Raw genomic sequence first — 723 nt, 5'->3', positions numbered from 1 at the left:
ATGCTTGGCCTGCCCTATCCCGGCGGGCCGAATGTCGAGAAGACGGCACAGGCCGGCAGTGCCTCGCGCTTTGCCTTTCCGCGCCCGATGAAGGGCTCGGCGCAGCCCGACTTCTCCTTCTCCGGCCTCAAGACCGCCGTGCGCCAGGCGGCGAGCGCCATTGCGCCGCTGAGCGACCAGGACGTCGCCGACATCTGCGCTTCGTTCCAGGCAGCGGTGGCCGATGCGCTGGCCGACCGCGTCTCCCGCGCGCTGACGCGCTTTCGCGAGACATTTCCCGGCACGAAAAACCCGGCCCTCGTCGTTGCCGGTGGTGTCGCCGCCAACCGCACGATCAAGATCATGCTGGAGCGGCTCTGTGCCGAGACCGGCTTCACCTTCATTGCACCACCGCTGAAGCTCTGCACCGACAATGCGGCGATGATCGCCTGGGCCGGTGTCGAGCGGCTGCGCGCCGGCATGGCGCATGAGAACGGCTTCGATTTCGTGCCGCGCTCGCGCTGGCCGCTGGATAGCATCTCGGCGCCGATGGTCGGCTCCGGCCGGCGCGGAGCCAAGGCATGAACGAGCGGGCAATGGGCGGCAACGACACCGCGCCGACCGGCTGGCGCGTTGCCGTGCTCGGCGGCGGGGCCTGGGGCACTGCCTTGGCCTTGGCCATGCTGCGCGCCGGCCATTTCGTCCGCCTTTACGCGCGCGACCCGGACACCGTAGCCGCTATCG

At 69.7% G+C, this 723-nt stretch carries 1 protein-coding gene and 1 pseudogene; both read left to right on the top strand.

All coding sequences use genetic code 11. The features are described 5' to 3' along the window. A pseudogene (locus EN893_RS36420) lies at positions 1-564 on the top strand (tRNA (adenosine(37)-N6)-threonylcarbamoyltransferase complex transferase subunit TsaD); the annotation flags it as partial. Continuing rightward, a partial coding sequence (locus EN893_RS36415; protein ID WP_164901517.1) for an NAD(P)-binding domain-containing protein occupies positions 561-723 on the top strand: 163 nt, incomplete at its 3' end. The pseudogene EN893_RS36420 and the gene EN893_RS36415, both read left to right, overlap by 4 nt.

The sequence above is a fragment of the Mesorhizobium sp. M7A.F.Ca.CA.004.04.2.1 genome, from assembly GCF_004022825.1.
In the GTDB taxonomy this organism is placed as follows: domain Bacteria; phylum Pseudomonadota; class Alphaproteobacteria; order Rhizobiales; family Rhizobiaceae; genus Mesorhizobium.
The sequence above is the reverse complement of the archived record's forward strand: the minus strand, read 5'-3'. Positions and strand labels throughout refer to the sequence as shown.